Source organism: Paraburkholderia sp. HP33-1, assembly GCF_021390595.1.
In the GTDB taxonomy this organism is placed as follows: domain Bacteria; phylum Pseudomonadota; class Gammaproteobacteria; order Burkholderiales; family Burkholderiaceae; genus Paraburkholderia.
The window spans coordinates 2,349,295-2,371,635 of record NZ_JAJEJR010000001.1 but is presented as its reverse complement, the minus strand read 5'-3'; the positions used below and the strand labels follow the sequence as shown (position 1 = coordinate 2,371,635).

The following is a 22,341-nucleotide window of genomic DNA, read 5'->3' as shown; positions in this document are numbered from 1 at the left end:
TCGGATTCTGAACTTGGACGCCGGCGGATTCAATGACGGCGGCTCGCCAGCGGTGCCGCACTTAACCGCCGCCATTAATCGTCCGATTTATTAAAACTGAAAAGGAGTTTGAATGCGGTTTCAGGTTTGTCGGTTGATTTGTGGATTTTGCGTATTTCGCCGTTCGCGAATTTGTTGTGATGCAATATCTCAACTTATTCGGAAGCATCGTCTGGACTAACCGATCCGTTACGTGCGTTTCCGCACCAAGTTAATATCCGCAACCAAAGGCGACCTTAATGCCGGATGAATTAGTGTTAATCGGCCAGATGTCTTTCATCTGCTGTTTTGGGATGGCTTTCCGCCGATTGTCCGGGAACATTGGCTGATACGGCGTTCGCGCGATCCGGTTTGGATGGATTCGCACATTGAGTATTGCGGCGGCGGCGCATTTGGCCGGTCTCATTCCGACATTTTCAATTCACGGATTGCGGAATCCGTACGGCGTGCAACATTGATTGCAAGATTAATCGATTGCACGTGTAAATGCGGGTTGTTACATTTCGTTCTGGCGCATGGTGAACCGGTCCTTTACCGATATGCGCCGAACCCCCGTTAGCCCGGCTTCGTGCCGGGCTTTTTTTTAATGGACTTGCGTGGATGTTTAGACCTGCCGCAGCGGTGTGCACCGCGAATTCATATACGCGGCAGACGACGCCGGATTATCTTTTCGGGGCGAGGCTCATGACCTGGGTGATCATCTTTGTCGGCGCGTGGGTGATCGCGCTCGCGTTGCTGCTGCGCTTCGCCGCGGGCATCGATCCGCGCTCGGGGCGCTGGCGGCGCCGCTAATCGGTGTCACTAGTCGGCGGCGCTGCCGTCATTACTGCTTGCAGCGAATCACCATCGAGCGGTTTTTCACATTCGCGCCGAAAATCCCACCGATCGTGCCGCCCGACGTCGCACCGTTGTCGACGTCTTTCGATACCACGTCGTACCCGTAGTTGCCGCAGGCCTCGCCCGCGCGCTTGTAGCATTCGGCCCAACTCGTGCTGGCGTCGCTGCCGCTGCAGTTGATTGCGAAACCGGTGTCGCCGCTCGGAAGATAGGTCATCGTGGTCGTGGTCGAGCAGCCGCCGAGGCTGCCGAGCGTCAGGAGGCCAAGACAGATCGTTGCAGCCGTCGCGACGCGCGCCAATGGGCTTTTCATTTCAGATTCCTTGCAAATAACGGCAGCGGCGTGGCGCGCAGCCACGCCGCTTCGAATTGAGCGCTTATAACCCGGTGGGTTCCCGCTCCTGCGCCGCCTAGCGTGGCGGCAGCTCCTTCGACGGATCGATCGAGCGTCCCTGGTAGCGCAGCTCGAAATGCAGCATCACGCGATCGGTATCGGTGTCGCCCATTTCTGCGATTTTCTGGCCGCGCTGGACCGATTCGCCTTCCTTCACGAACAGCGCGCGGTTATGCGCGTAGGCGGTCAGGTAGTCGGCGTTGTGCTTGAGGATCAGCAGATTGCCGTAGCCGCGCAGGCCGTTACCCGCATACACGACGGTACCCGGTGCCGCCGCGATAATAGGCGTGCCGGCTGCCGCGGAAATATCGATGCCCTTCGAGTTGGCGCCGTCGAAGCGGCGGAACACGGTGCCGTCGGCCGGCCAGACCAGCGAGATCGGCGCAGGCGCGGTGGCCGGCGCAGTGTCCGCCGGCGCCGGACGCGGCGCGGTCGACGCGCTCGACGCGCTCGACGCGCTCGTGTTGCCACCACCACTGCGGATCACGCCGCTTGCCGACGCCGCGCCCCCTGGAGGCACGACGCGCAGCACCTGGCCGACCTCGATGCTGTCGGGATTGGTCAGGTTGTTCCAGCGCGCAACGTTCTGCACCGATTGCCGATTGCTGCGCGCAATTTTCGACAGCGTATCGCCCCGTTCGACCCGGTAGTAGCCCGGCCCCACCGGCGCCGACCCGCACGCGGCGAGCAGCGCTAGCCATGCCGCGCAGCCGAGTTGCTTGATTCTCGTTGTTTCCAGCATTGGACCTCGCAAAGCGTGGCCGCGCGCCGATCCCGATCACGCGGCACAGACTGACAAAGCGTTTGATTCTAACGGTTTTGTGTTGCGGCCCCCGCCGAGCGGGGTGAGGGCGCGGGCGGCGGCCCCATCCGGCGCCTTGACCCCCGCGGCCTTTTAGCCGGTTTTCTCGACGGTAATGCGCAGTGCCGCCGTTTCGGTCTGTCCAGGTTCGAGCCAGCGCAAACCTCGGCCGTTATGGATCGCATCGGGCAGTCCGAGCCACGGCTCCACACAATAAAAGTCCGACTGCGGCGTCTCGGTCCACGTCGTCACCGCGTACCAAGGTATCGAGCCCGGTCGCTGCAGATCGATCGTGATCACACGTTTGATGCCGGGAGCCTCGACCCGCACCGGTCGATCGGGCGTACCGGTCAGGCAATGGAAGCGGTCGTAGATGCGGTCTTCGTCGAGCGTGTAGCTCGCTTCGCCCGGCTCGGCGGCGCTGATCGAGCCGTCGTCGAGCTGACGACACCGCTCGGTGCGCGGCAGCTCGAGCGTGGTCTCGCCACGCTGCGTATGCGGCAGCGTGAAGTAGAAATGATGGCCGGCGTAGTAGGGCAGACGCGTGTGGCCGGTATTGGTGGTAGTGAGCGTCACGTCGAGCGTGCGCGGATCGACGAGTTCGTAGGCAGCCTCGAAGCGGAAGCTGAACGGATAACAACCGCGGGTCGCTTCGCTGTCGGTCAGGACCATGCGCAGGCCGGCGCCATGCACGTCGGCGTGGGGCTCGAACGGCAGGTCGCGCGCGAAGCCGTGCATCGGCAGTTCGCGCACGGTGCCCTGCGCGTCACGCCAATAGCCGATCTTGCCGTCGACGCGATGACGGCCGAGAAACGGAAACAGGAGCGGATTGCCACCGCGAATCCGCGCGGGCACGCTCCAGTCGGCGTGCTCGGGCCAGTGGATCACCTCTTCGCCGTCGATCGTCCACGACAGCAGGCGGCCACCTGCTTGCGGCGAAAAGCGGAGCACGGAAGCGTCCTGGGCGATCTCGAGAATGTCCTGTTCCGGGGAGAGTGGCATGGTCAATAGGTAGCCAGATAAAGGTTGAGGGTCGCGCAAAGCGCACGCGCGTCGCACGCGGTGAAACCGCGATTTTGCGCTGCTTTGCGTTACGGGGAAACCCTTCCCGGGAAATTGCGGGTGTCGTAAAAGTACGAATGCTACCGATAATCTGCGTGAGCGTCCGGTCAATCCTACTGCCGGGCGAATCGGCTCAGGAGGCATCATGGATCTCGCAATGGCAATGGCGGTAGGCTTGTTCGGTATTTTCACGGCCAGCACGTACTACTTCTTCCACTCGCTCAAACGCTGATTCCGCCGCCGGTCGTTCGTCACTATTCGCAATACATCCCGCTGCGCTCTTGCGCGCAGCCTACTTCCTTGCTCTCGCGTAACAACGGTGTCGAGTTGTGACGCAGCGCGTCAATATTTCCCCGAATGTGGTCTAACCGCTTGGCGCTGACTGTGCAGCCAGGCATAATCGGTGCGCTTTTGACGCGCCGGCTTCCTTTTTGTGCGGCGCGTAGTTCCCCGACACTTTCCTTACAAGGACCGCCGCGTGAACCTGTCGTTTCTGATTTTTCTGAGCGTGCTGCAAGGCGTTACCGAACTGTTTCCAGTGAGCAGCCTCGGCCACACGTTGCTCGTGCCGGCGGTGTTCGGCATGCATATCGATAAGCATGCGCCGCAATTGCTCCCGTTCCTCGTCGCATTGCATCTTGGCACCGCGTTAGCGTTGCTGTGGTACTTCCGCTCGCGCTGGGTTGCGCTGGTGCGCGGTTTCTTCGCGTCGCTAGGCGGCCGCCGCAACGACGACGGTCATATGATGTGGGCGCTGATCATCGGTACGATTCCGGCGGGTCTCGTCGGCCTCGTGCTCGAAAAACGCCTCGAGGCGCTTTTTCATGATCTGCGGATCGTCGCGATCGCATTGATCGTCAATGGCGTGCTGCTGTGGTTCGGCGATCGTCTGCAACGCGCGCGCACGCATCAGCCTCCTGAGAAGCTGACGTTTCGCCAGGCGTTCTTCGTTGGCCTCGCGCAGATCGGCGCGCTGATTCCGGGCTTCTCGCGCAGCGGCCTGACGATGATCGCCGGCAATGCGGCCGGCCTCACCACCGAGAAAGCCGCCGAGTTTTCGTTCCTGCTCGGCACGCCGATCATTTTCGCGGCTGGCGTGCTCGAACTGCCGAAGCTGCTGCATGCGCCGGGCCAGCTGGCCGACGCGGTGCTCGGCGGCGTGTTGACAGCGATCGCCGCGTACCTGAGCGTGCGTTTCCTGATGCGCTATTTCGAAGGCCGCGGACGTCTCGCGTCGTTCGGCGTGTACTGCGCGATCGCGGGGATACTGTTCCTCGGCTGGTTCATGCTGCATCCGCAGCCGGTCTGAGCGCGCCGGGCGATCGGTTATAATCCGGGCCCGGTTGGTTGCAGGTCAGTTAGAATTTTAGTTTGCGGGAAGTCGGACGGCTCGCTGCGAGCGCCGGTTTCATGCAGATGTCGATCCATACGGCAGTAGCTCAGCTGGATAGAGCATCGGCCTTCTAAGCCGAGGGTCGGGGGTTCGAGCCCCTCCTGCCGTACCAGCATCATCGAAGGGTTACAGACCTCGCGCCTGTAACCCTTTTTTCTTTTCGCGCCTCCCGCGGATCAGTCGAACGCCACCCCCAACGTGTTCTCGTAGATTCGCCCATCCTTCAGGCGTTTCCCGACTCAGGAAATCGCGCGCGGCGCCGTTAATCCATTAGAACTGCTTGACGCACCGCGATGGAGGAACCTGCGTGAACCGACTTAGCCTCAACACCAAACTCTGGCTCGCGCTGCTGATTACGTGGCTCGGCTTGCTCGGCCTCGGCGGTTGGGCCGCATGGCAGTCACGCGCGACGATGCTCGCTGAGCGCAAGTCAGCAGTGCAAAACGTCGTCGAGAGCGCGTACAGCATCGTCGCCGACTACGAGCAGCGCGCCGACCATAACGAGCTGACGCCCGAGCAGGCGAAGCAGCAGGCGATGGCGCGGCTGTCCGCGATACGCTACCCCGGCAGCGGCTACATGATCGTGACGACCGCGACACCGGTCGTGATCATGCATCCGATGCTCGCCGATCTGCGCAACAAGGACGTGTCGCACTACGCGGACAGCGACGGCAAGCTGCTGTTCGTCGAGATGGTCAAGGTCGCGCAGGCGCAGGGCCAGGGCTTCGTCGATTACATGGGGCGCGTTCCCGGCAACAATGAGCGCGTACCGAAGATCAGCTTCGTCAAGCGCTTTCAGGCGTGGGATTGGTATCTGATCTCGGGCGTCTACGTGAACGACATCGACGCGGCGTTCCGCGCCGATCTGCTGCGCTATCTGCTGACGATCCTCGTGATCGGCAGCTTCAGCACTGTCGCGCTCGTGCTGATCATCCGCAACGTCAAGCGCAGCCTCGGTGGCGAGCCCGCCTATGCGGCGAGCGTCGCGGAGACGATCGCCGACGGCGACCTGTCGCGCCCGGTCGCACTCGCCGGCGACGATCAGCAGAGCATGCTGTTCGCGATGCAGCGCATGCAGAGCCGGCTCGCCGACGCGATCCGGCGGATTCGCGGCGGCACCGAAACGATCACGGTCGCGGCCGAAGAAATCGCCGCGGGCAATCTCGATCTGTCGGCGCGCACCGAAGAGCAGGCCTCGTCGCTCGGCGAAACCGCCGCGAGCATGGAGCAGCTGACGGCGACCGTCAAACAGAACGCCGACAACGCGCTGCAGGCCAACCGCATGGCGCGCTCCGCTTCGCAGCTCGCGGGCGAGGGCGGCGAGGCCGTGCAGCACGTCGTCGCGAACATGCAGAGCATCGCGGCGAGCTCGGCGCGGGTGGTCGATATCATCGGCGTGATCGAAAGCATCGCGTTCCAGACCAACATCCTCGCGCTGAACGCGGCCGTCGAAGCGGCGCGCGCCGGCGAAGAGGGCCGTGGCTTCGCGGTCGTCGCGGGCGAGGTGCGCAATCTCGCGCGCCGCAGCGCCGACGCGGCCAAGGAGATCAAGACGCTGATCGAGGATTCGGTCGAGCGCGTCGGTGACGGCCAGGCGCTCGTCGAGAAGGCGGGCGGCACGATGGCGTCGCTCGTCGATGCAGTGAAGCGCGTGACGGACATCATCAGCGAGATTTCCGCCGCGTCCGACGAGCAGAGCCGCGGCATCGAGCAGGTCAATCTCGCGATCGCGCAGATGGACGAAACCACCCAGCAGAACGCGGCGATGGTCGAGCAGGCGGCGGCCGCCGCGCAGTCGATGCAGGAGCAGGCGCAGATGCTGCGCGACGTCGTCAACGTGTTTCGCCTGCAGGGCACGGCCGCCGCGCGTTGATGGCCGTGCTGTCTCGCAAAGTGTGCATGCTATGCTTTTGAGGTCTTGATCAGAAGCCGCCGCGCGCCGCCGTGCGCCGTGCACACTTCGAGGAGAGTCCTGCATGTCGACGCGAACCCGTGTGCTGTTCCACCTCAGTGCCGCGAGCCTGCTGCTCGGCACGGCGATCGGTGCGCAAGCGGCGAACCTCGCCTTTCTGAACGACACGCCGATCACCTACATGAAACAGCGCGACAACGATTCGATCAAGTATGCGGTCATGAGCGCGCTCAATGACAGGAAGGACGGCGAGAGCTTCACGTGGGTCAACGACGGCACAGGCAACAGCGTGAAGATCGACGCGACCATCACGATGGACAGCACCTCGACCGAAGGCGGGCGCACTTGCCGCATCCTCGGCGTCGTACTCAATGCGAAAGGGCAATCGATGAATCTGCGTCCGAACTTCTGCAAGGAAGGCGGCGCCTGGCAACTGCAGAAGCGATGAGCCCACGAGTCGTCTCGTGTGGGATCGTGCTGCTCGATCCCGACGGTCGCGTTCTGCTCGCGCACGCAACCGAAACGACCCACTGGGATATTCCGAAAGGACATGGCGAGGACGGCGAAGCGCCGTACGTGACCGCGCTGCGCGAGATGGTCGAGGAAACCGGCATCGCGCTCGGGGCCGGTCGCCTGAAGGATCTCGGCCTGTTTGTCTACCGCCGCGACAAGGACCTGCATCTGTTCGCAGCGCGTGCGAGCGCCGACGAACTCGACCTCAGCACGTGCACCTGCACGTCGCTGTTTCCGCGCCGCTCGGACGGCACGCTGATCCCCGAAATGGACGACTACCGCTGGGTGTCGGTCGATGAAATCCCGCGCTATGCGAGCCGCAGTCTGACACAGCTCTTCGAGACGACGCTGTCGCTCGCGCAGTTGCACCGGTCGCTATAGACGGCGCACGCCGCCTTCAATCGAGCGCGCGGTCGTTCGGATGCGCGAACAACGCGCGGTTCTGCTCCGACAGCGGGAAATTGACGTTGATGCCGTGCGGCGGAATCGGCTGCGTGAACCATAGTCTGTAGAGACGCTCGGCGTCGCCCGACGTTTGCGAGTGCGCGATCACGCGGTTCACGAGCGCGCGGAATGGCTCGTCGCCCTTACGGAACATGCACGCATAAACCTCGTAGCCGAGGGGCGTGCCTGTCACGATGAAATCGTCCGAATGCGGGTCGGTCGCCTTGAAGCCGTAGACGATCGGCTCGTCCATCACGAACGCGACCGCATGGCCTTCCTTCATCGCGTTGAATGCGTCCTGATGGTCGCGCACGCTCATGATGCGCATGTTCAGCTGCTTGTCGGTATTGAGGCTGCGCAGCAGGCGCTCGTCGGACGTGCCCGCGGTCGTCACGACCGGCTTGCCGGCCAGATCGGCGAAATCGGTGATGCCGCTGTTCTTGCGCGTAATCATGCGCACCGCGTACTGGAAAATGCTGTCGGAGAACGCGGCGACGTTTTCGCGCTCGACCGTGTGTGTGGTCGAGCCACATTCGAGGTCGATCTGGCTGTTGAGCAGCATGGGCGTGCGGTTCGACGACGTCACCGTGACTTCGTGAACCCGCAGCTGCGGCATGCTGAGCGTTTTCCTGATTTCATCGACGATCTGCATGGCGATCGCCTGCGAGTAGCCGACCGTGCGCCCGCCGTCGAAGTACGAGAACGGGATCGACGCCTCACGCACACCGAGCACGACGACGCCGTCGTCGTGGATCTTTCTCAGCGTGCCGGTCAGTTCGTCCGCGCGGGCGGCACCGGCGAACGCGAGCGCGCCGCAAGCGGCCAGCGCAAGCAGCACGCTGTGCGTGCCGCGCACGAGCCGCGAGAAAGGCGGGCGCCGGACGATGCGAACGATGCCCTCAGTCCGTTCCCCGCGGAGGGCTGCAACTTTCATCGGACCTCCCGGACCAGCGCGCTCCCGCGAGCGCGCAGTGAGTGTCGATCGAACATCATCCAACCTGGATGGGCCGGCAGCCTCGGGACGTCGCTGGCACATGCTTACGCCGGCTTGCCCCAACTGTCGCGCAGACTGACGATGCGGTTGAATACGGGCCTACCCGGCTTCGAATCGACGCGGTCGGCGACGAAGTAGCCGTGGCGCTCGAACTGGTAGCGCTGCTCCGGCAGCGCATGACGCGCGCCGGTTTCGAGGTAGGCCTGGACCACGCGCTTCGAGTCCGGATTCAGCGCTTCGAGGAAGTCGCGTCCGCCGGCGTCCGGTTGCGCTTCCTTGAACAGCCGGTCGTAGATGCGCACTTCCGCCGGGCACGCGGCCGCCGCGCTGACCCAGTGGATGTTGCCCTTGACCTTGTAGTTGTTCGCGCCTTCGGTGCCCGATTTGCTGTCCGGGAAGTAGTTGCAATGCACCGCGACGACGTTGCCGTTCTCGTCCTTGTCCGCGTGCGTGCATTCGATCACATAGCCGTAGCGCAGGCGCACCTTGTTGCCCGGGAACAGGCGGAAATAGCCCTTCGGCGGCGTCTCCGTGAAGTCCTCGCGCTCGATCCACAGCTCGCGCGAAATCGGGAACTCGCGCATGCCGTGTTCCGGATGATGCGGATGCACCGGCGCGTGGCACGGCTCGGTCAGGTTTTCGGGGAAGTTGTCGATGATCAGCTTGACCGGGTCGAGCACGGCGACGGTGCGCGGCGCCTTCGCGTCGAGGTCGTCGCGCAGCGCGCCTTCGAACACGCTCATGTCGATCCATGAGTCGACCTTGGTCACGCCGATGCGCTCGCAGAACAACTGGATCGACTCGGGCGTGAAGCCGCGCCGGCGCACGCCGACGATGGTCGGCATGCGCGGGTCGTCCCAGCCGTCCACATGGCCTTCGTTGACGAGTTGCAGCAGCTTGCGCTTGCTGGTGATCGCATAGGTCAGGTTCAGGCGTGAAAACTCGATTTGCTGCGGCAGCGGACGCTTGAAGATGCCGGCTTCGGCGAGCTCGTTCAGGATCCAGTCGTAGAGCGGCCGGTGGTCTTCGAACTCGAGCGTGCACAGCGAATGCGTGATGTTTTCAAGCGCGTCCGAGATGCAGTGCGTGTAGTCGTACATCGGGTACACGCACCAGGCGTCGCCGGTACGGTAGTGATGCGCGAAGCGAATGCGGTAGATGACCGGGTCGCGCATGTTGAAGTTCGGCGACGACATGTCGATCTTCGCACGCAGCACGTGCTCGCCTTCCTTGAACTCGCCCGCTTTCATGCGGCGGAACAGGTCGAGGTTTTCCTCGACCGGGCGCTCACGGAAGCGCGACGGCGTACCGACCTGGGTGGCCGAGCCGCGGTTCAAGCGGATTTCCTCGGCCGACTGGCTATCCACATACGCCTTGCCGCGCTGGATCAGCAGCTCGGCGAACTCGTACAGCTTGTCGTAATAGTCGCTCGCGTAGTACAGATGCTCGGTGCGGTCCTTTTGCCACTCGAAGCCGAGCCAGCGCACCGAGTCGATGATCGACTCGACGTACTCGACGCTCTCCTTCTCCGGATTGGTGTCGTCGAAGCGCAGATGGCACACGCCGCCGTAGCTGCGCGCGACGCCGAAGTTCAGGCAGATGCTCTTCGCGTGACCGATATGCAGATAGCCGTTCGGCTCCGGCGGGAAGCGCGTTTCGACGCGCTGGCTCCATTTGCCGGTACGGTTGTCGTCGTCGATGATGTTGCGGATGAAATTGGATGCCGCGGGCGCGTCGTTGCGTTCGGTATTCATGCGAGAAGGTGAGAGTCTGTGGGGGCGCGCAATGCGCCCGCTTAGGCTTCAATTCTACCTGACGAGCCCGCTCGCGGCAGTCGCTTGGGGCGCGCACCGGGCTGTAACAGGAGGTAAAACGGGTTGGCGGCGCGCAACGCGGCGACTTAGGATGCGCTGCTGCGCGCGACCCGCGCGCTGTCCCGGACCTGCGCGCGGGCGCGGTTACCCCAGCCGTTCGCGCGGTCCCTTGTCGGCTTGCACTGAGCGCCGCCGTTCGTGCGCCATGCTGGCCACGTTGCCGGAGTTTTCTCGGATGTCTGTCCCGACGCACGGCGCGTTGCACGCGCCATTCGCCTGCGCTTTGGCTAGCGCCCGCTTTTCTTGCCGAACCCGCCGCGTTGCGCTTGCTTCGGCGTGGTTTGTCGCGCTCGCCGCGAATCTCGCCGCGCCTTTTCCGGCTCTCGCGAAAACGCCGCCGCCAAAGCCGGCGCTCGACGCATCCGCCGTCGCCGCGCCCGATAGCTACAGCGCCGACACCGCGCAGCAGATCTTCGCCGCAGGCGGCAACGCGGTCGATGCCGCGGTCGCGATGGCCTTCACGCTTGCCGTCACGCGGCCCGACGCGGGCAACCTCGGCGGCGGCGGTTTCATGACGCTGCTGGTCGACGGCAAGCCGTATTTTCTCGACTATCGCGAGCGCGCGCCGCAGCAGGCGACCCGCGACATGTATCTCGACGACAAGGGCAACGTGGTGCCGGGCATGAGCACGGTGGGTCATCGCGCGGTGGCGGTGCCGGGCACCGTCGACGGCATGTGGGAAGCCCAGCGGCGCTTCGGCAAGCTCAAATGGAAGCAGGTGCTCGCGCCCGCGATCCACTACGCGAGCGACGGCTTCCAGGTCGATCCGCGGCTGCAGCAGCGCCACGACGCGGCCGCGAAGAATTTCGCCGGCAAGACCAACTTCGACGCCTATTTCGCGAACCTGAAGGCAGGTACGACGCTGCGCCAGCCGGAACTCGCGCAGACACTCGGGCGGATCGCGAGCGACGGCGGCCGCGAGTTCTACGAGGGCCGCACGGCCGGGATGATCGCCACGCAGATGTACGGCCACGGCCTGATCACCAGCCAGGATCTGAGCCAGTACAAGGCGGTGTGGCGCGAGCCGCTCGCCGCCGACTGGCAGGGCTACCGTGTGATCACCGCACCGCCGCCTGGCTCGGGCGGCATCGGCCTGATCCAGATGCTGAAGATGCGGACCGATCTGCAGCCGGCGTTCGACGGTCTCGCGCTGAATTCGGCGCCGTACATCCATCTGATCGCGCAAATCGAGGACCGCGTGTTCGCGGACCGGCAACGCTATATCGGCGATCCGGACGCTTCGCCCGTGCCGGCCGCGAAGCTGATCGACGACGCCTACCTCGCGCAACGCGCGGCCGAAGTCAAGGCCGACGAAGCGCCCGGCACTGTGACGGTGAGGCCTGGCCTCGACACGTCTGCTCAGACGGAAAAGGCGCAGACCACGCATTTCTCGGTGGTCGACAAGTGGGGCAACGCGGTGTCGAACACCTACACGCTGAACGGCGATTTCGGCTCGGGTGTCGTGGCGGACGGCGGCGGGTTCCTGCTGAACGACGCGATGGACGATTTCGTGATCAAGCCGTCGGGCGCGGGTACGGCGGGCACGGCCTCGGCACCGGGCGTCGCCGATGCGGAAGTGAACGTGATCGCGCCGGGCCGCCGCCCGATTTCGTCGATGACGCCCACGCTGCTGCTGAAGGACGGCAAGATCGCGCTCGCGATCGGCACGCCCGGCGGCTCGCGCATTCTGACGACGATCTTCCAGGTGATGACGAATCTGTACGATTTCGACATGCAGCCGACGGACGCGCTCGCCGCGATGCGATTCCACCATCAGCTGCTGCCGCAAAAGACGATCTACTTCGAGCCGTACCGTCCCGCGCCGGACGAGCTTGCCGAGCAACTGAAGGCGCTGGGTTACACGGTCGAGCAGCAGTCGTTCAACGGCGACGTGCAGATGATCCGCGTGAACGGCACGACACCCGAGCCCGCCAGCGATCCGCGTGGTGCCGGCGTGGCACGCGTGATACGGTAGACGGCCCGCCGGACTATTGCGCGCGAGCCCGATAGCGGCCGCGGCGATCAGATCACCGATTTCCCCTTCAGCTCCGCAATCTTTTGCGCGTCATAGCCGAGCACGTCGCGCAGCACGCGCTCGGTATGCTCGCCGAGCAGCGGCGGATGGCTCAACGCCTGCGGCGGCGTGCCGCTCATGTTGATCGGATTGCGCACGAGCTTGACCGTGCCGCCCGACGGATGCGGCAGCTCCACCTGCAGACCGCGCGCGACCACCTGCTCATTCTCGAACACCTCGTCGATGTTGTTGATCGGCCCGCAAGGCACGCCGGCCGCTTCGAGCGCCGCGATCCATTGCTGCTTGCCCTGCAGGCGGACCATGTCCGCGAGAATCGGCACGAGCAGTTCGCGGTTGCGCACGCGCGCGGGGTTGGTCGCGAAACGGTCGTCGTCTGCGAGTTCGAGGCGGCCGCCCGCTTCGACGAACTTGCGGAACTGCCCGTCATTGCCGACCGCGACGATGATCCAGCCGTCGCTCGTCTGGAAGGTCTGGTAGGGCACGATGTTCGGATGCGCATTGCCCCAGCGCACCGGCGGCTGGCCGCTCGCGAGGTAGTTCGAGTTCATGTTGGCGAGCATCGCGACCTGCACGTCGAGCAGCGCCATGTCGATGTATTGGCCTTCGCCCGTGCGGTCGCGGTGCGTGAGCGCGGTCAGCACGGCGATCGTCGAATACATGCCGGTCATCAGATCGGCGATCGCGACGCCGGCCTTCTGCGGGCCGCCGCCCGGCTGGCCGTCGCGCTCGCCGGTGATGCTCATGAAGCCGCCGATGCCCTGCACGATGAAGTCGTAGCCCGCGCGCTGCGCATAGGGGCCGGTCTGCCCGAAGCCCGTGACCGAGCAGTAGATCAGATCGGGCTTCACCTGCTTCAGCGATTCATAGTCGAGGCCGTACTTCTTTAGCTGTCCAACCTTGTAGTTCTCCAACACCACGTCGCTTTGTGCGGCCAGCTCGCGGACGATCCGCTGGCCCTCGGCCGACGCGATGTCGAGCGTGACCGAGCGCTTGTTGCGGTTCGCCGCGAGATAGTAGGCGGCTTCGCGCGTGTCCGCGCCGTCCGGTGTTTTCAGATACGGAGGCCCCCAGTGACGCGTGTCGTCGCCGACTTCGGGGCGTTCGATCTTGATGACGTCGGCGCCGAAATCGGCAAGCGTCTGCGCGCACCACGGGCCGGCGAGCACGCGGGTGAGATCCAGCACGCGGATGTGACTGAGAGCGCCCATATTGTTGAATGTCTCCTGACGTAGGCTGGCGGCAGCGCGAGCTGCCGTGCGTGGTTTCGCGCGAAGATTCGTGAAAGTCATCTTAAGCGATTCCCGCGTGCGGGCGCAGTCGGCCGAACGTCATAGCGCTGATCGGACGGGGGGCACGCGAGCGTCACATCGGGCTTATCACGCCCTGGCCGAATGGCCAGCCAGGCGGCGTGCGGTGCCGCGCGCGCTTGCCGATCCCGTATAATCAGTCGTTTAAGAAACAGACAGTTGGCGCATCTCTCCGACCGCCATTCTCAGTCAGGAACCGTCAGGACCGTCCCCCGCACGCTATGAAAGCCGCTGAAATCCGCGAGAAATTCCTCAAGTTCTTCGAATCGAAGGGCCACACGATTGTCCGTTCGTCGAGCCTCGTGCCCGGCAACGACCCGACGCTGCTCTTCACCAATTCGGGGATGGTGCAGTTCAAAGATGTGTTCCTCGGCGCGGAATCGCGTCCGTATGCGCGCGCCACGACCTCGCAGCGCAGCGTGCGTGCCGGCGGCAAGCACAACGACCTCGAGAACGTCGGCTACACCGCGCGTCACCACACGTTCTTCGAGATGCTCGGCAACTTCTCGTTCGGCGACTACTTCAAGCGCGACGCGATCCACTACGCGTGGGAACTGCTGACCGAGGTCTACAAGCTGCCCAAAGAGAAATTGTGGGTCACCGTCTACCAGGAAGACGACGAAGCGCACGACATCTGGGCGAAGGAAGTGGGCGTGCCGGTCGAGCGCATCATCCGCATCGGCGACAACAAGGGCGCGCGCTACGCGTCGGACAACTTCTGGCAGATGGCCGACGTCGGTCCGTGCGGCCCGTGCTCGGAAATCTTCTTCGACCACGGCCCGGACGTGTGGGGCGGTCCTCCGGGATCGCCTGAGGAAGACGGCGACCGCTACATCGAGATCTGGAATCTCGTGTTCATGCAGTTCAGCCGCGACGCGCAAGGCAACATGACGCCGCTGCCCAAGCAGTGCGTGGACACCGGCATGGGCCTCGAGCGTATCGCGGCGGTGCTGCAGCACGTACACAGCAACTATGAGATCGACCTGTTCCAGGCGCTGATCAAGGCCGCTGGCCGCGAAACCGGTGTGACCGATCTCGGCAACAACTCGCTGAAGGTGATCGCCGATCACATCCGCGCGTGCTCGTTCCTGATCGTCGACGGCGTGATTCCGGGCAACGAAGGCCGCGGCTACGTGCTGCGCCGTATCGTGCGCCGCGCGATCCGCCACGGCTACAAGCTCGGCAAGAAGGGTTCGTTCTTCCATCGCATGGTCGCCGACCTCGTCGCGCAAATGGGCGATGCCTACCCCGAACTGCAGCAGGCCGAGCAGCGCGTGACCGACGTGCTGCGTCAGGAAGAAGAACGCTTCTTCGAGACGATCGAGCACGGCATGTCGATTCTCGAAGCCGCGTTGGCCGATCTGGACGCGAAGGGCGGCAAGACGCTCGACGGCGAACTCGCGTTCAAGCTGCACGACACCTACGGCTTCCCGCTCGACCTGACCGCGGACGTCTGCCGCGAGCGCGAAGTGACGGTCGACGAAGCCGCATTCGACGATGCGATGGCGCGTCAGCGCGAACAGGCGCGCGCGGCGGGCAAGTTCAAGATGGCGCAGGGCCTCGAATACTCGGGCGCGAAGACCACGTTCCACGGCTACGAAGAAATCGTCTTTGACGACGCGAAGGTCATCGCGCTGTACGTGGACGGCGCGTCGGTGCAGCAGGTGCGGGGCGGCCAGCAGGCGGTCGTCGTGCTCGATCACACGCCGTTCTACGCGGAGTCGGGCGGGCAGGTCGGCGACCAGGGCGTGCTCGCGAACGCCAGTACGCGCTTTGCCGTCGTCGATACGCTGAAGGTCCAGGCCGACGTGGTTGGCCATCACGGCACGCTCGAGCAGGGCACGCTGAAGGTCGGCGACGTTCTGAAGGCGGAAATCGACGCGGTGCGCCGCGCCCGCACGGCGCGCAACCACTCGGCCACGCACCTGATGCACAAGGCGCTGCGCGAGGTGCTCGGCTCGCACGTGCAGCAGAAGGGCTCGCTCGTCGACGCCGACAAGACCCGCTTCGACTTCGCGCATAACGCGCCGATGACGGACGAGCAGATCCGCCGCGTCGAGGAAATCGTCAATGCCGAGGTGCTCGCGAACGCACCCGGTATCGTGCGCGTGATGTCATACGACGATGCGGTGAAGGGCGGCGCGATGGCGCTGTTCGGCGAAAAGTACGGCGACGAAGTGCGTGTGCTCGACCTGGGCTTCTCGCGTGAGCTGTGCGGTGGTACGCACGTGAATCGCTCGGGCGACATCGGTTTCTTCAAGATCGTGATGGAAGGTGGCGTTGCGGCGGGTATCCGTCGCGTCGAAGCGATCACCGGCGACAACGCGGTGCGCTATGTGCAGGAACTGGAAGCGCGCGTCAACGCGGCCGCGGCGGTGCTGAAGGCGCAGCCGGCGGAACTCACGCAGCGCATCGGCCAGGTGCAGGACCAGGTGAAGGCGCTCGAGAAGGAGCTGGGCGCGCTGAAGTCGAAGATGGCGTCGAGCCAGGGCGACGAACTCGCGGGCCAGGCGGTCGAAGTCGGTGGCGTGCATGTGCTCGCGGCGACACTCGAAGGCGCGGACGTCAAGACGCTGCGCGAAACGGTCGACAAGCTCAAGGACAAGCTGAAGAGCGCGGCGATCGTGCTCGCGTCGGTCGAAGCCGGGAAGGTCAGCCTGATCGCCGGTGTGACCGCCGACGCAAGCAGGAAGGTCAAGGCGGGCGAGCTGGTCAACTTCGTCGCCCAGCAGGTGGGCGGCAAGGGCGGCGGCCGTCCGGACATGGCGCAGGCTGGCGGTACCGAACCGGCCAAACTGCCGGCGGCGCTCGCGGGCGTCAAGGCCTGGGTCGAAGGGCAGCTTTGAATTGATACGGGATTGAATCCGGTTTGACCCGAGTCGAGCCGGATTTGACGCAGGGGCCACGCGGCGCGCCAGCAGGATTGGCGAGCCGCGTGGCCCCTTCGCTTTTGCTGAAACCGATCGGATAGCGCCGGGCCCGGTAACCGGCGCGAATTCAACAATCAGACAACATTTGCACCCGCCGACGCCGCCTCCCCGCGCGGCGGATCGCCCTCGGCGGTCCCGTCCCGCGACGCCACCAGCGTGCGCCGCAACGCATTGAGCGCCGACGAAAAATGCCCGCGTCGCCAGATCAGCAGCGTGTCGAGCATGCCGATCTCGGGCAGCTCGTGCACCGCGATATTGCTCTTATCGGTCTGCAGATCGAGTACCGAGCGCGGCGCGACCGCGACGCCCGCGCCGGCGGCCACGCACGCGATGATCGCGTGATACGAGCCGAGCTCCAGCACGCGCGCCGGACGCACGCCGTGATCCAGGTACCACTTTTCGATATACGTGCGGTAAGCGCAGCCGGGCTCGAAGGCGATCAGCGTCGATAGCGCGACGTCGCGCACCTCGCGGATCGGCCGATGACCCCGCGGGGTCAGCAACACGAGTTCCTCGCGGAACACCGGCACGGTCTCGAACAGATCGCCGAGCGAGGCGGGATCGAGCGGTGTGGCGACCAATGCGGCATCGACCTCGAACTCGCGCACCCGCTCGATCAGCTTGCCGGTCGTGCCGGTTTCCAGCTCCAGCCCGACCGCGGGCCATTGCTGGTGGTATTGCGCGAGCAGGCCCGGCAGACGCGTCGCCGCGGTGCTTTCCATCGCGCCGAGACGCAGCCGCCCGCTCGGACGATCCTCGCGCACCGCGTGACGTGCCTCGTCGGCGAGCGCGAGCAGGCGCTCCGCGTAGGGCAGCAGGGTCTCGCCGGCCGGTGTCAGCACGAGGCGGCGGCCGTCGCGGATGAACAGCTCGGTGCCGAGCTGTTCTTCGAGCTGCTTGATGCGCGTGGTCACGTTCGATTGCACGCGATTGAGCTTCGCCGCGGCACGGGTCACGCCGTTTTCGCGCACGACCGCACGAAAGATGGTTAGAGCGGCCAGATCCATGATTCTCTCCTGGCGATGGATGGCATCCTTATTATTCATTTTTCGTGATCGATAGGTCAAGCTAAGATAGATTCATGTCATCGCCATTTGAGCGTCCGATCATGAATGACCTTGCTTCCCACGCGTATCGACGCTTGCACGAACCTCACGCCGCGCGGCGCGCGGCGCTTGCCTGCATGGTGACGCTGGCCGTCGCGCTCGGCATCGGGCGTTTCGCTTTCACGCCGCTGCTGCCGCTGATGCTGCACGGCGCCGCGCTCGGCCAGCCGCAGATCGATATCCAGCACGGCGGGTGGCTCGCGTCGTTCAATTACGCCGGCTATTTCGCCGGCGCGGTCTCGTGCGCGGCGCTGCGGGCCGACCCCGCGCGCATGGTGCGCGCCGGGCTCGCCGCGACGGTGCTGCTGACGCTTGCTATGGGCGTCACGGGCCAGTTCTGGGTGTGGGCGCTGGTGCGCTTCGTCGCCGGCGCGGTCAGCGCGTGGACCTTCGTGTTCGCGTCGCAGTGGGGCCTGCGCCGGCTTGCCGAACTCGGCGCGCATGCGTGGAGCGGGGTCATCTATACGGGGCCGGGCGTGGGCATCGTCGCGACTGGCCTGCTGGTGAGCGTCGCGAGCGGTTATGGCGCGGTGGCAGGCTGGATCGGCTTTGCGGTGATCGGTGCAGTGCTGTCGGCGTTGATATGGCCGGTGTTTGGCGATGCGCCGCGTGTGAGTGCGGCGAGCGCCGCTGTCGCAAGCGCCGCCGTCGCAAAAGCTGCCAGCGGTTCGCGCGTCAGCGCAAGCCAGCCACCCCGTCCGGCAGGGATTCATGCGCGCCCCGCCACGCACCGCGCCGACGCGTTCTGGCTGATCCTGCTCTACGGCATCCCGGGCTTCGGCTACATCATCACGGCGACGTTCCTGCCGGTCATCGCGCGACACGCGTTGCCGGGCTCGGCGTGGCCGGACCTGTTCTGGCCGATGTTCGGCGCGGCGCTGATCGTCGGCGCGTTGCTCGCCGCGCGTTTGCCCGTGCATTGGGACAACCGCGCGTTGCTCGCGGGCGCGTATGTGCTGCAGGCGCTCGGCATCGCGCTGGGCATCGTGTGGCCGACGGCGAGCGGTTTTTCGCTCGGCAGCATCCTGATCGGCCTGCCATTTACGGCGATCACGTTGTTCGCGATGCGCGAGGCGCGGCGTCTGCGCGGCGACGACGCGGCGGGGCTGATGGGTTATGCGACGGCGGCCTATGGCATCGGTCAGATCGCCGGTCCGCTGGTGGCCGCGCCGATTGCCGCGCACACGGGATCGTTTTCGCCGGCACTGTGGCTGGCAGCGGGCGCGCTGCTGGCTGGGGCGGTGGTGCTGATCGCGGTGACGCGTATGCCGCGTGGCCGGGGCCGTGGCCGCATGCCGGATTGCGGCTGCAACTAGCACCCAGAAACAAATCTCGCACGAGCGCACTAAAATGACCGCTTTCCGTCATTCCCATGCGCCTGTCGCCGGGTGCGTCGCTCGACCATGCAACATTTCGCATCCGACAACTACGCCGGCATCTGTCCCGAAGCGCTCGACGCGTTGATCGCCGCTAACCACAGCGGCCACGAGCCGGCCTATGGCGACGACTCGTGGACCAACCTGGTCTGCGACCGTCTGCGCGACCTGTTCCAGACCGATTGCGAAGTCTTCTTCGTGTTCAACGGCACGGCGGCCAATTCGCTCGCGCTCGCGTCGCTGTGCCAGTCGTATCACTCGGTGATCTGCCACGAACTCGCGCACATCGAGACCGACGAATGCGGCGGCCCGGAGTTCTTTTCAGGCGGCTCGAAGCTGCTGACGGCGCCGGGCATCGGCGGCAAGCTCACGCCCGATGCGATCGAGGCCATCGTCACGCGGCGCGCCGATATCCACTATCCGAAGCCGAAGGTGGTGACGCTGACACAGTCGACCGAGGTCGGCACCGTCTACAGCGTCGAGGAAGTGCGCGCGATCGCGGCGATCGCGAAGCGTCGTCATCTGAAGGTGCACATGGACGGCGCGCGCTTCGCGAACGCGGTCGCCGCGCTCGACGTCCATCCGTCGGAAATCACGTGGCGCGCGGGCGTTGACGTGTTGTGTTTCGGCGGCACGAAGAACGGCTTGCCGGTCGGCGAGGCGGTGGTGTTCTTCGACCGCGCGCTCGCCGGCGATTTCGCCTATCGGCTGAAACAGGCGGGGCAGCTTGCCTCGAAGATGCGCTTCATCTCTGCGCCGTGGCTCGGCCTGCTCGACAATGACGTGTGGCTGCGCAATGCGCGTCACGCGAACGCGATGGCACGTCTGCTGGAGACGCGGTTGCAGGAAATCCCCGGCGTGAGCATCATGTTTCCCGGCGAATCGAACGCGGTGTTCGCGCAACTGCCGCCGCGCGCCGCGAAGGCGATGCGCGCGCGCGGCTGGAAGTTCTATGAGTTCATCGGCGCGGGCGGTTGCCGGCTGATGTGCGCGTGGGACACGCAGCCCGACACGGTCGAGCGTTTCGCCGCCGACGTGCGCGAGCTGTGCGCCGCGTGATCGGCGCCGACATAGACGAAACAAAGAGACAAAAGAGACGTTCCCCGCCATGACCGAGTACCGATTCTGCCCTCGCTGCGCGAAGCCCCTGACCGAACGCGTCGACCCTCAGCACGAGGGCGGCCGCGTGCGTCAGAGCTGTCCCGATACCGGGTGCGGCTACGTCCATTGGAACAATCCGCTGCCGGTCGTCGCCGCGATCGTCGAGTACGAGGGCAGGATTCTGCTCGCGCGCAATGCGGCGTGGCCTGAGGGCATGTTCGCGCTGATCACCGGCTTCCTCGAAAACGGCGAGACGCCGGAACAGGGCATCGCGCGCGAAGTGCTCGAAGAAACATCGCTGCACGCGGAGTCGGTCGAGCTGATCGGCGTGTACGAATTCATCCGCAAGAACGAGCTGATCATCGCGTATCACGTGAAGGCGCATGGGACGATCGCGCTGTCGCCCGAACTGCTCGAATACCGGCTCGTCGAGCCCGCGAAGCTGCGGCCGTGGCGCGCGGGCACCGGCCAGGCGCTCGGCGAATGGATGCGGCGGCGCGGATTGCCGTTCGAATTCGTCGAGCGGCCGGGGCAGTGAAGCGCTGCACCGAACGAGCCGCGACTCAAGCCAGAACACGGCTAACTCAGGGAGAAGCAACGGCATGGCCTACATCTACTACCTGACCCACATTCATCTGGGCTACGAAGCACTGTCGCAACTGTCGTCCGAGTGCGCGCGCATCGGCATCAGACGGCCGCTCGTGATCAGCGACAAGGGCGTCGTCGCGGCCGGCATCGCGCAGCAGGCGCTCGACGCGCTGAAGCTCGGCGACGTGCCGCTCTTCGACGACACGCCGTCGAACCCGACCGAGGCAATGGTGCTCGCGGCTGCCCAGGTGTATCGCGACCAGCGCTGCGACGGGTTGATCGCGGCGGGCGGCGGTTCGTCGATCGATCTCGCCAAGGGCGTCGCGATCGCGGCCACCCATCCGGGGCCACTCACACAGTACGCGACGATCGAAGGCGGCAGCACGAAGATCACCGATGCCGTCGCGCCGCTGATCGCGATTCCGACCACCGCCGGCACCGGCAGCGAAGTCGCGCGCGGCGCGATCGTGATCCTGAACGACGGCCGCAAGCTCGGCTTTCACTCGTGGAATCTGCTGCCGAAATCGGCGCTGTGCGATCCCGGCCTCACGCTCGGCCTGCCGCCGGGTCTGACCGCCGCGACCGGCATGGACGCGATCGCGCACTGCATCGAGACTTTCCTCGCGCCGGCCTTCAATCCGCCCGCCGACGGTATCGCGCTCGACGGACTCGAACGCGCGTGGGCGAGCATCGAGCGCGCGTGCGCGGACGGCAGCGATCGCGAGGCGCGCCTGAACATGATGAGCGCGTCGATGCAGGGCGCGATGGCGTTCCAGAAGGGCCTCGGCTGTGTGCACTCGCTATCGCATCCGCTGGGCGCCCTGAAGGTGAACGGCCGCACCTCGTTGCATCACGGCACGCTGAACGCGGTGGTGCTGCCCGCGGTGCTGCGTTTCAACGAGCGCGCGCCGAGCGTGGTGGCCGAGCGGCGCTATGCGCGCATGCGTCGCGTGATGGGTGTACCCGAGCACGCGGATCTCGCGCAGGCGCTGTTCGACATGACGGCGCGGCTCGGTCTGCCGACCGGCCTCTCGCAGATGGGCGTCGACGAAAGCATGTTCGACCAGGTCGTGCAGGGCGCGTTGGTCGACCATTGCCATCGCACGAATCCGCGCGAGGCGAGTGCCGACGACTATCGCCGCATGTTGACCGAGTCGCTGTGACGCAATTACCCAATTCAATGAACAAACCCGCCCCCGCCGGCCGCGCCGCGTATCCGCATTTCCTGCCGATCACCACGCGCTGGATGGACAACGACGTCTACGGCCATGTGAACAACGTCGTCTACTACAGCTATTTCGACACCGTCGTGAACGAGTATCTGATCCGCGCGGGCGTGCTCGATTTCGAGCACGGCACGACGATCGGACTCGTCGTCGAGACGCAGTGCAATTACTTCGCGCCGCTCGTGTTTCCCGATCGCATCGATGCGGGCTTGCGGGTCTCGCGGCTTGGCACGTCGAGCGTGCGGTATGAGGTGGGGCTGTTTCGCGACGGCGACGCCGAGCCCGCCGCGCAGGGGCATTTCGTGCACGTCTACGTGGATCGCGCGACGCGTCGTCCCGTGAATCTGCCCGCCGAACTGCGCGCGGCGCTCGAACCGCTGTGCGTCGCCGGTCAGGCGGGCTAGACGC

At 65.1% G+C, this 22,341-nt stretch carries 18 protein-coding genes and 1 tRNA gene; 12 read left to right on the top strand and 7 right to left on the bottom strand.

What is annotated here, in order from left to right; translation table 11 throughout:
* Positions 1-862 precede the first annotated feature (862 nt).
* From L0U81_RS10730 to L0U81_RS10720, 3 genes are all read right to left on the bottom strand, one after another.
* A complete protein-coding gene (locus L0U81_RS10730; protein WP_233802467.1) occupies positions 863-1,189 on the bottom strand; it encodes a hypothetical protein in 327 nt (108 codons plus the stop codon).
* Positions 1,190-1,286: 97 nt separating this feature from the next.
* Positions 1,287-2,012 carry a peptidoglycan DD-metalloendopeptidase family protein gene (locus tag L0U81_RS10725; protein ID WP_233802453.1) on the bottom strand — a complete coding sequence of 242 codons (726 nt, stop codon included), beginning with the start codon at positions 2,010-2,012 and terminating at the stop codon, positions 1,287-1,289.
* 153 nt (positions 2,013-2,165) lie between these two features.
* Positions 2,166-3,074, bottom strand: coding sequence for an aldose epimerase family protein (locus L0U81_RS10720; protein ID WP_233802451.1), 909 nt, complete (start codon positions 3,072-3,074; stop codon positions 2,166-2,168).
* Positions 3,075-3,612: 538 nt separating this feature from the next.
* On the opposite strand from L0U81_RS10720, the gene L0U81_RS10715 reads away from it, so the two are divergent.
* The 5 genes from L0U81_RS10715 to L0U81_RS10695 all read left to right on the top strand — a co-directional run bounded on the left by L0U81_RS10715 (position 3,613) and on the right by L0U81_RS10695 (position 7,333).
* Positions 3,613-4,443, top strand: a complete 831-nt coding sequence (locus L0U81_RS10715) for an undecaprenyl-diphosphate phosphatase (protein WP_233802449.1) — start codon at positions 3,613-3,615, stop codon at positions 4,441-4,443.
* Positions 4,444-4,562: 119 nt separating this feature from the next.
* A tRNA-Arg gene (locus tag L0U81_RS10710) sits at positions 4,563-4,639 on the top strand.
* Between the two features lie 195 nt (positions 4,640-4,834).
* Positions 4,835-6,400, top strand: a complete 1,566-nt coding sequence (locus L0U81_RS10705) for a methyl-accepting chemotaxis protein (protein ID WP_233802447.1) — start codon at positions 4,835-4,837, stop codon at positions 6,398-6,400.
* 103 nt (positions 6,401-6,503) lie between these two features.
* A complete protein-coding gene (locus L0U81_RS10700) occupies positions 6,504-6,887 on the top strand; it encodes a hypothetical protein (protein WP_233802445.1) in 384 nt (127 codons plus the stop codon).
* Positions 6,884-7,333, top strand: a complete 450-nt coding sequence (locus tag L0U81_RS10695) for an NUDIX hydrolase (RefSeq protein WP_233802443.1) — start codon at positions 6,884-6,886, stop codon at positions 7,331-7,333. Before L0U81_RS10700 ends, L0U81_RS10695 begins: the two co-directional genes overlap by 4 nt.
* Positions 7,334-7,349: 16 nt before the next feature.
* On the opposite strand, the gene L0U81_RS10690 is transcribed toward L0U81_RS10695, so the two are convergent.
* Positions 7,350-8,330, bottom strand: coding sequence for a transporter substrate-binding domain-containing protein (locus L0U81_RS10690; protein ID WP_233802441.1), 981 nt, complete (start codon positions 8,328-8,330; stop codon positions 7,350-7,352).
* A gap of 104 nt (positions 8,331-8,434) precedes the next feature.
* Positions 8,435-10,144: a glutamine--tRNA ligase/YqeY domain fusion protein gene (locus tag L0U81_RS10685; RefSeq protein ID WP_233802439.1), complete on the bottom strand. Its 1,710-nt coding sequence runs from the start codon at positions 10,142-10,144 to the stop codon at positions 8,435-8,437.
* 295 nt (positions 10,145-10,439) lie between these two features.
* Between L0U81_RS10685 and ggt the strand changes: the two genes are divergently transcribed.
* Positions 10,440-12,239, top strand: coding sequence for a gamma-glutamyltransferase (gene ggt / locus L0U81_RS10680; RefSeq protein ID WP_233802438.1), 1,800 nt, complete (start codon positions 10,440-10,442; stop codon positions 12,237-12,239).
* A 47-nt stretch (positions 12,240-12,286) separates the two neighbouring features.
* On the opposite strand, the gene L0U81_RS10675 is transcribed toward ggt, so the two are convergent.
* Complete coding sequence (locus tag L0U81_RS10675; protein ID WP_233802436.1) at positions 12,287-13,507, bottom strand: CaiB/BaiF CoA transferase family protein; 1,221 nt, start codon at positions 13,505-13,507, stop codon at positions 12,287-12,289.
* Between the two features lie 320 nt (positions 13,508-13,827).
* On the opposite strand from L0U81_RS10675, the gene alaS reads away from it, so the two are divergent.
* Positions 13,828-16,452, top strand: a complete 2,625-nt coding sequence (gene alaS / locus L0U81_RS10670) for an alanine--tRNA ligase (RefSeq protein ID WP_233802434.1) — start codon at positions 13,828-13,830, stop codon at positions 16,450-16,452.
* Between the two features lie 158 nt (positions 16,453-16,610).
* Here the strand turns inward: alaS and L0U81_RS10665 are convergent, their stop codons facing one another.
* On the bottom strand, positions 16,611-17,543 hold the full coding sequence (locus L0U81_RS10665; protein WP_233802432.1) for a LysR family transcriptional regulator: 933 nt from the start codon (positions 17,541-17,543) through the stop codon (positions 16,611-16,613).
* A 101-nt stretch (positions 17,544-17,644) separates the two neighbouring features.
* Between L0U81_RS10665 and L0U81_RS10660 the strand changes: the two genes are divergently transcribed.
* The 5 genes from L0U81_RS10660 (at position 17,645) to L0U81_RS10640 (ending at position 22,337) form a co-directional block, all read left to right on the top strand.
* A complete protein-coding gene (locus L0U81_RS10660; protein WP_233802430.1) occupies positions 17,645-18,958 on the top strand; it encodes a YbfB/YjiJ family MFS transporter in 1,314 nt (437 codons plus the stop codon).
* Between the two features lie 87 nt (positions 18,959-19,045).
* Positions 19,046-20,077, top strand: a complete 1,032-nt coding sequence (locus tag L0U81_RS10655) for a threonine aldolase family protein (protein WP_233802427.1) — start codon at positions 19,046-19,048, stop codon at positions 20,075-20,077.
* A gap of 49 nt (positions 20,078-20,126) precedes the next feature.
* A complete protein-coding gene (locus L0U81_RS10650) occupies positions 20,127-20,657 on the top strand; it encodes an NUDIX domain-containing protein (RefSeq protein ID WP_233802425.1) in 531 nt (176 codons plus the stop codon).
* A 64-nt stretch (positions 20,658-20,721) separates the two neighbouring features.
* Positions 20,722-21,870, top strand: coding sequence for an iron-containing alcohol dehydrogenase (locus tag L0U81_RS10645; protein ID WP_233802423.1), 1,149 nt, complete (start codon positions 20,722-20,724; stop codon positions 21,868-21,870).
* Between the two features lie 17 nt (positions 21,871-21,887).
* Positions 21,888-22,337, top strand: a complete 450-nt coding sequence (locus L0U81_RS10640; protein WP_233802421.1) for an acyl-CoA thioesterase — start codon at positions 21,888-21,890, stop codon at positions 22,335-22,337.
* The last annotated feature ends 4 nt before the right edge of the window (positions 22,338-22,341 follow it).

What these genes read in the sequence shown, in the direction of transcription:
- L0U81_RS10690 (WP_233802441.1), bottom strand. Translation starts at nt 8,330, where the DNA reads ATGAAAGTTGCAGCCCTCCGCGGGGAACGGACTGAGGGCATCGTTCGC.
- L0U81_RS10660 (WP_233802430.1), top strand. Translation starts at nt 17,645, where the DNA reads ATGAATGACCTTGCTTCCCACGCGTATCGACGCTTGCACGAACCTCAC.
- L0U81_RS10650 (WP_233802425.1), top strand. Translation starts at nt 20,127, where the DNA reads ATGACCGAGTACCGATTCTGCCCTCGCTGCGCGAAGCCCCTGACCGAA.
- L0U81_RS10725 (WP_233802453.1), bottom strand. Translation starts at nt 2,012, where the DNA reads ATGCTGGAAACAACGAGAATCAAGCAACTCGGCTGCGCGGCATGGCTA.
- L0U81_RS10720 (WP_233802451.1), bottom strand. Translation starts at nt 3,074, where the DNA reads ATGCCACTCTCCCCGGAACAGGACATTCTCGAGATCGCCCAGGACGCT.
- L0U81_RS10665 (WP_233802432.1), bottom strand. Translation starts at nt 17,543, where the DNA reads ATGGATCTGGCCGCTCTAACCATCTTTCGTGCGGTCGTGCGCGAAAAC.
- alaS (WP_233802434.1), top strand. Translation starts at nt 13,828, where the DNA reads ATGAAAGCCGCTGAAATCCGCGAGAAATTCCTCAAGTTCTTCGAATCG.
- L0U81_RS10675 (WP_233802436.1), bottom strand. Translation starts at nt 13,507, where the DNA reads ATGGGCGCTCTCAGTCACATCCGCGTGCTGGATCTCACCCGCGTGCTC.
- L0U81_RS10695 (WP_233802443.1), top strand. Translation starts at nt 6,884, where the DNA reads ATGAGCCCACGAGTCGTCTCGTGTGGGATCGTGCTGCTCGATCCCGAC.
- L0U81_RS10645 (WP_233802423.1), top strand. Translation starts at nt 20,722, where the DNA reads ATGGCCTACATCTACTACCTGACCCACATTCATCTGGGCTACGAAGCA.
- L0U81_RS10700 (WP_233802445.1), top strand. Translation starts at nt 6,504, where the DNA reads ATGTCGACGCGAACCCGTGTGCTGTTCCACCTCAGTGCCGCGAGCCTG.
- L0U81_RS10655 (WP_233802427.1), top strand. Translation starts at nt 19,046, where the DNA reads ATGCAACATTTCGCATCCGACAACTACGCCGGCATCTGTCCCGAAGCG.
- L0U81_RS10640 (WP_233802421.1), top strand. Translation starts at nt 21,888, where the DNA reads ATGAACAAACCCGCCCCCGCCGGCCGCGCCGCGTATCCGCATTTCCTG.
- ggt (WP_233802438.1), top strand. Translation starts at nt 10,440, where the DNA reads ATGTCTGTCCCGACGCACGGCGCGTTGCACGCGCCATTCGCCTGCGCT.
- L0U81_RS10730 (WP_233802467.1), bottom strand. Translation starts at nt 1,189, where the DNA reads ATGAAAAGCCCATTGGCGCGCGTCGCGACGGCTGCAACGATCTGTCTT.
- L0U81_RS10685 (WP_233802439.1), bottom strand. Translation starts at nt 10,144, where the DNA reads ATGAATACCGAACGCAACGACGCGCCCGCGGCATCCAATTTCATCCGC.